Annotated in this window: 8 protein-coding genes; 2 read left to right on the top strand and 6 right to left on the bottom strand. The window is 73.3% G+C overall.

Features of this window, described 5'->3' with window-relative positions; genetic code table 11:
- Window positions 1–12 precede the first annotated feature (12 nt).
- From ACSMHG_RS12345 to ACSMHG_RS12370, 6 genes are read right to left on the bottom strand one after another with little or no spacing between them, the layout of a single operon-like run.
- Entirely contained in the window at window positions 13–1,110 is a 1,098-nt protein-coding gene (locus ACSMHG_RS12345; RefSeq protein WP_435745370.1) for a C45 family autoproteolytic acyltransferase/hydrolase, read from the bottom strand.
- Window positions 1,103–1,975, bottom strand: a complete 873-nt coding sequence (locus tag ACSMHG_RS12350) for an ABC transporter ATP-binding protein (protein ID WP_435745372.1) — start codon at window positions 1,973–1,975, stop codon at window positions 1,103–1,105. Before ACSMHG_RS12350 ends, ACSMHG_RS12345 begins: the two co-directional genes overlap by 8 nt.
- Before the next feature lie 13 nt (window positions 1,976–1,988).
- Entirely contained in the window at window positions 1,989–2,777 is a 789-nt protein-coding gene (locus ACSMHG_RS12355) for an ABC transporter ATP-binding protein (RefSeq protein WP_435745374.1), read from the bottom strand.
- Window positions 2,777–3,643: an ABC transporter permease gene (locus ACSMHG_RS12360; protein ID WP_435745377.1), complete on the bottom strand. Its 867-nt coding sequence runs from the start codon at window positions 3,641–3,643 to the stop codon at window positions 2,777–2,779. Before ACSMHG_RS12360 ends, ACSMHG_RS12355 begins: the two co-directional genes overlap by 1 nt.
- Window positions 3,640–4,584 carry an ABC transporter permease gene (locus ACSMHG_RS12365; RefSeq protein ID WP_435745379.1) on the bottom strand — a complete coding sequence of 315 codons (945 nt, stop codon included), beginning with the start codon at window positions 4,582–4,584 and terminating at the stop codon, window positions 3,640–3,642. The genes ACSMHG_RS12360 and ACSMHG_RS12365 overlap by 4 nt, the downstream gene beginning before the upstream one ends.
- 13 nt (window positions 4,585–4,597) lie before the next feature.
- Window positions 4,598–6,250, bottom strand: a complete 1,653-nt coding sequence (locus ACSMHG_RS12370; protein ID WP_435745381.1) for an ABC transporter substrate-binding protein — start codon at window positions 6,248–6,250, stop codon at window positions 4,598–4,600.
- Between the two features lie 143 nt (window positions 6,251–6,393).
- On the opposite strand from ACSMHG_RS12370, the gene ACSMHG_RS12375 reads away from it, so the two are divergent.
- Complete coding sequence (locus ACSMHG_RS12375) at window positions 6,394–7,425, top strand: LacI family DNA-binding transcriptional regulator (protein WP_435745383.1); 1,032 nt, start codon at window positions 6,394–6,396, stop codon at window positions 7,423–7,425.
- A gap of 143 nt (window positions 7,426–7,568) precedes the next feature.
- Window positions 7,569–7,953, top strand: a 385-nt coding sequence (locus tag ACSMHG_RS12380; protein ID WP_435745386.1) for a hypothetical protein, incomplete at its 3' end; no start/stop codon positions are given.

Consider the following 7,953-nt stretch of genomic DNA (forward strand, 5'->3'; position numbering starts at 1 on the left):
GAGCGTCCGTGACTATCCCGCCGGAGGGTCCGTCGGGCCGGTGCGGAGCTCGACCCAGCTCTCGGGGCCGGCCTGCACCGGCGAGCCGGCGGCGACGAGCACCGTGCCGTCCGCGGGACGCAGCAGCACCGTGGCCAGCGTCGCCCACCGTTCGCCCAGCGTCGCGGAGGCGCTCGGGGCGCAGCAGATCTCGGCCGGGTCGCCCGGCCCGGTGCACAGGTACGGCAGCAGGTCGGCCGGGTCGGCCGGGTCGAACCGCTCCTGCACCCGGGCGGTCAGCAGGTCCAGCCGCTGCAGCGAGTCGGGCTGGTAGAGCTCGGTGCGCTCACCGGCCGCCGGCCCGGCCGCGAGGAAGTGGTTGGTGTGCAGCAGGCAGCGCTCGTCGGCCGGCAGCAGCGCGTTGCCGGCGGGGCTGAGCTCCACGATCCGGGCGCCCTCCGGCGTGACCACGGTGATGGCGCTCGACGTCCGCACCGGCGCCTGCACCAGGATGTCGAGGGCGTGGTCGAGCGAGGTGGCGCTGTGCAGCACCTCGGCGGCGACCAGGTGCACCGGCACCGCGCCGGGGGCGTCGTCGCGGTGGCCGAGCACGTTGAGGTGCACGCCCACGCCGGCGTCGTTGAGCCCGATCTTGGCGAGGATCCCGTGCTCGGTGAGCCCGACGTAGGACCGCTCGGCGGTCGCGACCGACTGGAGGTGCCAGGAGCCGGCCAGCTCCTCGTGCCAGTCCCAGGTCTGCGCCGAGAACGCCGGCGCACGGGTGCTGACGACGGTCGAGCACTCGCCGGGCCGCGCGCCGGAGGTCAGCGCGAGGATCTCGGTCCGGGCGTTGAGCGCGGCGACCTGCCACTCCTCCAGACCGGCACCGGCGGCGGTGCCGGAGACCTCGGCCGCCAGGTGCGGCGCCCACGCGGCGACGGCGTCCAGGCAGCCGCGGGCGCCGTCCCGGACGTCGGCCGGCCGCACACCCTGGGCGGCGAAGAGCTCCTCGTAGACCGCCCAGCAGCCGGTCACCGCCGCGCGGCCGACCTCGCCGCGGCGCACGCCGCGCTGGTAGGGGTCCGGTTCGTCGAGCCGCACCGTCGTGGGCTGCCCGAGATGGTCACGCATCGAGGTCCTCTCCGTCGTCCGGCCGGTCGCTGCGCCGTACCGGTTTCCAGCCGGGCCGCGGCGCGCTGTCGATCAGCCGCCGGGTGTAGGGGTGGGTGGGGTGGTCGAGGATCTCGTCGGCGGTGCCCGACTCGACGATCCGGCCGCGCCGCATCACCACGATGTCGTCGGCGACCTGGCGCGCGACCGCGAGGTCGTGGGTGATGAACAGGTAGGTCAACCGGTTCTCCACCCGCAGCCGCTCCAGCATCCGCAGGATCTGGCTCTGCACGGTCACGTCCAGCGCCGAGACGGCCTCGTCGAGCACGATCACCGACGGCGACGGGGCGAGCGCCCGAGCGATCGCCACCCGCTGCTTCTGCCCACCGGAGAGCTGCTCGGGCGTGGCCCGCATCAGCTCGGGCTCCAGGCCGACCTCGGCGAAGAGCTCGGCGCAACGGTCCCGCCGGCCGGCGGCGTCGAGGTCGGTGTGGACCTGCAGCACCTCCGTCACCGCGACGGAGACGGGCAGCCGCCGGTTGAGCGAGCCCTGCGGGTCCTGGAAGACCATCTGCACCTGGCGCGAACGCCGGTGCCGCTCGCGGCGGCCGGGGCGCGCCGCGATCGCCGTGCCTCCCAGCCGGATCGTGCCCCGGTCGGGGCGCTCCAGGCCGACGAGCATCCGGGCCAGGGTCGTCTTCCCCGACCCGGACTCCCCCACGACCGCCAGGCAGCGCCCCCGGTCGATGCGCACGGTGGTCTCCTGGACGGCGTGCACGGTCGTCCGGGACCGGCCACGGCCCACGGTGAAGGTCTTCTCGACGTCCTCGAGCACGACCATGGGCTCCGCCTCGTCGGTCGCGACGGGCCGGTTCGGTGCGGCCACAGTTCCTCCCTCGTCAGCCACGGCGGTCCAGGCTCGGCTTCGAGCTGACCAGCATCTGGGTGTACTCGTGCTGCGGGTCGGCGAGGACGGCCTCGGCCGGGCCGCTCTCCACGATCCGGCCGCGCGACATGACCGCGATCCGGTCGCACGCGGCCGCCGCCAGGTCCAGGTCGTGGGTGACGAAGAGCATCGCCATCCCGGCCTCGGTGCGGGCCTCGTCGAGGATCGCCATGACGTCGGCCTGCGTGGTCACGTCGAGCGCGGTGGTCGGCTCGTCGGCGAGCAGCAGGTCGGTGCCGCGGGCGACCGAGCCGGCGATCACCACGCGCTGCAGCATCCCCCCGGACAGCTGGTGGGGGTAGGAGCGCAGGGTCCGCTCCACGTCGGCGATGCCGACCTGGTCCAGGACGGTGCGGGCGAGGTCGAGCGCCGCCTCCGCGCCGACCTCCGGCCGCGCGGCGAGCACCCCCTCGACCAGGAACTTCCGCACGGGGAGCACCGGGTTCAGCGCCGCCTGCGGGTTCTGGGAGATCATCGAGACCGCTCCGGCGCGGAACCTGCGCAGCCGCTCGCCGGACAGGGCGAGCACGTCGTCCCCGTCGTGACGGACCTCGCCGGTGACCTGCGAGGGCGTCGGCAGGGTGTGCAGGATCGTGCGCATCGTCATCGACTTGCCGGAGCCGGACTCCCCGACGAGGCCGACGGCCTCCCCGCGGGCGACGGTCAGGTCGATGCCGGACAGCACAGGGGTGCCGTGGCCGGGGGGCCCGATGGCCACCGAGACGTCGACGAGCTCGAGCATCAGATCCTCCCGGCGGCGCGCCGGCCGCCCAGCTTCTCGCCGAGGAACCCGACGGCGGCGACGGTGAGCACGATGCAGGTGCCGGCGTACAGGCTCTCGGTCGGGTGACCGGCCAGCAGCGAGGACTGCCCGGCGGAGACCATCAGTCCCCAGTCGGCGTCCGGCGGCTGCACCGCGAAACCGAGGAACGACAGCGCGGCCAGGTCGATCATCGCGTAGCCGAAGTTGATGGTCGCGCCGGTGAAGACCTGCTGCTTGACGTTGGGCAGCAGGTGCCGGCGGGTGATGGTGAAGCCGGAGATGCCCTGCAGCTCGGCCGACTTCACGTACGCCAGGTTCCGCTCACGCAGCGCGACGCTGCGGATCACCCGCGCGGTGTACGGCGTGTAGCCGATCGCGAGCGCCACCACGGCGGTCTCCACGCCGGCCCCGAAGACCGCGATCGCCAGCACGGCCAGCAGCAGGTTCGGGAACGCGAAGAGGAAGTCGAGCAGCCGACTGACCAGGTTGTCGACGACACCGCCCCACCAGACCGCGAGCAGCGCCAGGCTCCCGCCGAGCAGGGCCGTCAGTCCGGCGACGACGAGCGCCGCGGTGATGCTGGAGCGCGCGCCGACGGCGAGCCGGGTGAAGAGGTCACGCCCGGCCTGGTCGGTGCCGAGCCAGTGCTCCGGCCCGCTCGGCAGGTAGCGGTCGAGCACGTTGCCGGCCTCGGGGTCGTACGGGCTGAGCACCGGGCCCAGCGCCGCCCACAGCGCGACCAGCGCCAGCCAGCCCAGGCACACCACGACGAGCACGCTCGGGCGCCCCCGACGGCGGCGCGCGGCGGGGACCGCGACCTCGGGGAGGTCAGCCGGGGCGGTCATGCCCTGCTCCCGAGCCGGACACGCGGGTCGATCACGCCGTAGAGCAGGTCGACCACCAGGTTGATGAACCCGAACGCCACCACGAGGATCAGCGCCACCGCCTGGACGACGGCGAAGTCCTGCTGCTGGATGGCGCCCACCAGGAGCGCCCCGATGCCGTCGAGGGTGAAGGCGTACTCCACCACGAAGGCCCCCGCGAAGAGCGCGGCGATGTGGACGCCGGAGACCGTCGTCACCGGCAGCATCGAGTTGCGCAGCACGTGGCGGCGGACGACGACCCGCGCCCGTACGCCGCGCGCCCGCGCCGCCTCGGCGTGCTCGGACTCGCGCTCCTCCCGGACGGCGGTGCGCGTGATCCGCGCGACCACCGCCAGGGAGGGCAGCGCGAGCGCGACGGCCGGCAGGGTCAGGTGCTCCAGCCGGCCCAGGAAGCCCTCGCCCGACCCGAAGACCGGGAACCACCCGAGCGTCACCCCGAAGACGCTCATCAGCAGCAGCGCCGCGAAGAACGTCGGCACGGCGAAGCCCAGGTTGGACCCGAAGAGCACCAGGTTGTCCAGCCAACCGGGCCGCAGGCCCGCCACCATGCCCAGCCCGACGCCGACCACGACGATCAGCACCGCGGCGTACGCCGTGAGGTAGAGCGTCGTGGGCAGCCGGTCGGTGATCAGGTCCGAGACGTCCTGGCGGTAGGCCAGCGAGCGCCCGAAGTCGCCCTGCAGGACCCCGCCGAGCCAGTCGACGTACCGCACGAGGAACGGGTCGTCGAGCGAGTACTGCTCACGGATGGAGGCGAGCACCTCCGGGCTGACCGTGCGTCCCTGGACCAGGAACTGCTCCGGGCTCCCCGGTGCCAGGTAGAGGCCACCGAAGACCGTGAAGCTGGTCGCCAGCAGGATGACGACGAGCGCGAGGACGCGCTGGGCGAGGTAGTACAGCATCGGGTCGCGCTGCTTACTCCGCGGCGCCCAGGTCGGCGGCCCACGGGTAGTAGAGGTAGACGAACGACGCCGGCACGCCGGTGACCCGCTCGTTCATGTAGAGCCGCACCGCCGGGTCGACCAGGGGCAGCCAGGGCAGGTCGGTCATGGCCAGCGCCTCGATCTCGGCGACCAGCTCGGCCCGCTCGTCCTCGTCCCTGGTCCCCTCCGCCTCCTGGATCAGCGCGTCGATCTCGGCGTTCTCGTAGTCGGAGAAGTTCTGCGAGCCGTCGGCGCCCACGATCGTGCGCAGGAAGACCAGCGGGTCGGGGACGTCCATGTAGTTGGTCGTCACGAAGCCGCCGTAGCCCTCGCGGGCCTTGGGGTCGGAGAAGAACGCACCGAACTGGGCGCTCGGGACGCCCTGCGGCTCGACGGTCAGGCCCAGCTCCTCGCCGGCCCGGGCGAGCTCGGAGATGATGTCGGCGTAGAAGGAGCGCTCGCTCGGGTAGGCGATGGTGATCGGCTGGCTGAGGTCGACGTCGCCGGCCTCCTCGAGGATCGCCTTGGCCGCCTCGAGGTCCGGCTCGACCGGCGGCAGCTCCTCACGGGCGGCGCTGAAGGCGTCGGCGCCGTAGGACCATCCGCCGTCGGGGACGAGCGAGCGCGAGGCCGTGGCGGTGCCCTCGTAGACGGTGTCGGCCAGGGCGCTCTTGTTGGTGGCCGTCCACAGCGCCTTGCGGACCGCCGGGTCGCCGAGCGGGCCGTCGCCGGTGGCGATGATCGCGGCCAGCTGCAGCGAGCTGCCGAGGTAGAGCTCGCCGCTGTCGGCGGCCTCGAGCTGCGGCACGGCGCTGAGCGGGACGTCGTACGAGCCGTCGACGGCGCCGGAGACCAGGGCGTTGGTGATCGCGGCCGGGTCGACGATGAACTCGATGGTCAGCTCGGACACCTTCGGCATCCGGTCCTCGTTCCAGTAGTCCTCGTTGGCGTCCAGCGTGATGTTCTGCCCGCTGTTCCAGGCGCCCACCGAGAACGGGCCGGTGCACATGACGCCGGCCTTGGGGTTGCCGTAGGCCTGGCCGGCCTGCTTGCGCTGCTGCTCGTCGACGACGACGCCCAGCGGGGTCGCCATGTAGGAGTTGAAGGTGTGGTCCGGCGCGCCGAGGCTGACCGTCACCTCGTGCTCGCCGGTCTTCTCGATCGACTCGACGTTGCCGCTGACCGCGTCGCTGGCCCAGTAGCTGCCCTCGTCGGGGTCGAGGTGCCGCTTCAGGCTGAAGACGACGTCCTCGGCGGTCATCGGGGTGCCGTCCCAGAACGTGACGTCGTCGCGCAGCTGGTAGACGTACTCGGTGCCGTCCTCGTCGACCTCGAAGGACTCGGCGAGGTTCGGGGTGATCGTGTAGTCGGGCTCCATGACCATCAGGCCCTCGCAGAGGTTCGCCACCACGGTGTTCTCCGGGTAGTTGAACGCCTTGATCGGGTCGAGCGAGGCCGGCTCACCGAACGGCAGGTTCCAGCTGGCGGACTCCAGCTCGCCCGCGGCCGGCTCGGTCGTGGTGATCAGGTCGGTCAGGCCCTCGCCCGACGTACCGCCTGGCCCGTCGGAGCCCCCGGAGCCGCTGCACGCGGTCAGGGCCGTCGCCAGCGAGAGGGTCGCCAGCACCCCAAGTCGTCGGTTCATCGTTGCCACCTCGTTCGAAAAGTGTGTGCTCGGTTTCACGCGTTCCGGTCAACGTAGGGACGTAAAACGTTTTATGGTAGAGCGAGGCAGCCTCGGACCAAGCTGTGTCCGAACCGTGACCTGGATCGCACCGGAGGTGGGACGTGCGCCGACGCGTGACGATCCGCGACGTCGCGGCCGCGGCCGGCGTCTCCATCACGACGGTCTCGCACAGCCTCAACGACAAGGGCACGATCTCCGCCGACACCCGCGAGCGCGTCCGGGTGGTGGCCGACCGGCTCGGCTACCAGGCCGACCCCCTGGCCCGCGGGATGCGCCGCAGCCCCATCGGCGTGGTCGGCCTGATGCTGAGGCCGCTGGACTCGCTCGGCACCTACCGGCCCGGCGGGGTCGACTACTTCACCCGGCTCTCCGGGGCGGTGTCGGTCGAGTGCCTCGACCACGCGATCAGCGTGATGCTGATTCGCGACCTCACCCGGCTCCCCCGCTCGCCGCTGAGCCTGTCGCTCGACGGCTACATCATCGACGACCCCCTCGTCGAGGACCCGGTCATCGACCTGCTGATGACCCTCGACGCGCCGTTCGTGACCATCGGCCGGGACCCGGCACGGCCCGACTTCACCCACTGGATCGGCTCGCACGACGCCGACGAGACCGCGCGCGTCCTCGAGCTCTTCGCCGCCTCCGGGGCGCGGCGGATCGCGCTGGTCACCGGCGAGGACGCCAACGCCTGGAACCTCGACTCCGAGTCCACGTACCTGTCCTGGGCCGCCACGCACCGCATGCCACCCCAGGTCGTGCGCCAACCTGAGGCGGCCGGTGTCGACGGCGGGCGGGCCGCCGCCCGGGAGCTCCTCGCCCGGGACCCCCGGCCCCCCGACGCCATCTACTGCCTCACCGGGCGCCACGCCCGCGGCGTGCTCGAGGAGCTCACCGGACGGGGGGTCGACGTACCGGGGCAGACCCAGCTGGTGGCCGGCTCCGACGCCGAGCAGGCACGCAGCAGCAACCCGCAGATCACCGCCATCGACCTCGAGCCGGAGTCGGTCGCCACCGTCGCGGTCGGCCGCCTCCGCCAGCTGATGCGAGGCGAGAGCGATCTCGGGCCGCCCACGCCCCTGCGGAACCGGCTCATCGAGCGCGGCACGACGCTGCGTGGCCCGGCAGCCGGTTGAGGGTGGTCGTCCGGGTCCTGTCGGGGGGTGGTCACGGACGTTCCCGGGGGTGACGACCCCCGTGGAGGGCGAGAACGTCCGTGACTGTCCCCGCAGCCCCATCCGGCAGTGAGGACCCGCGAGGACCGATACGCTGCGGCGCCATGAGCCCCGCCGCGCCGCCCCCGGAGGACGGCACGAGCACGCGCCGCTGGCTGCGCCGTGACCGCCCCGCGACCGAGCTGCCGCTGACCCACGAGGAGGCGGTCGCCCGGGCCGCCGAGCAGACCGCCGCGGCCGAGCAGGCCGCGGCCCTGCGCCGTGCAGCCGAGCTGGCCGCGTCCGAGCAGGCCGCGGAGCGGCTGGTCGCCGAGGAGTCGGCCCGCGCCGCAGCCGCCGACGCCGAAGCCGCGCACCGCCGGGTCGAGGAGCTGGCCCAGGTGGCCGAGGACGCCCGGCGCCTGGTCGCCGCGCTCGAGGAGCGGTCCGCCGCCCCGCTGGCCGCCGCAGCGGGCCGCGAGGAGGCCGAGGCCGCCCTCGGAGCCGCCG

This window comes from Nocardioides ureilyticus (assembly GCF_051280745.1).
GTDB lineage: Bacteria > Actinomycetota > Actinomycetes > Propionibacteriales > Nocardioidaceae > Nocardioides.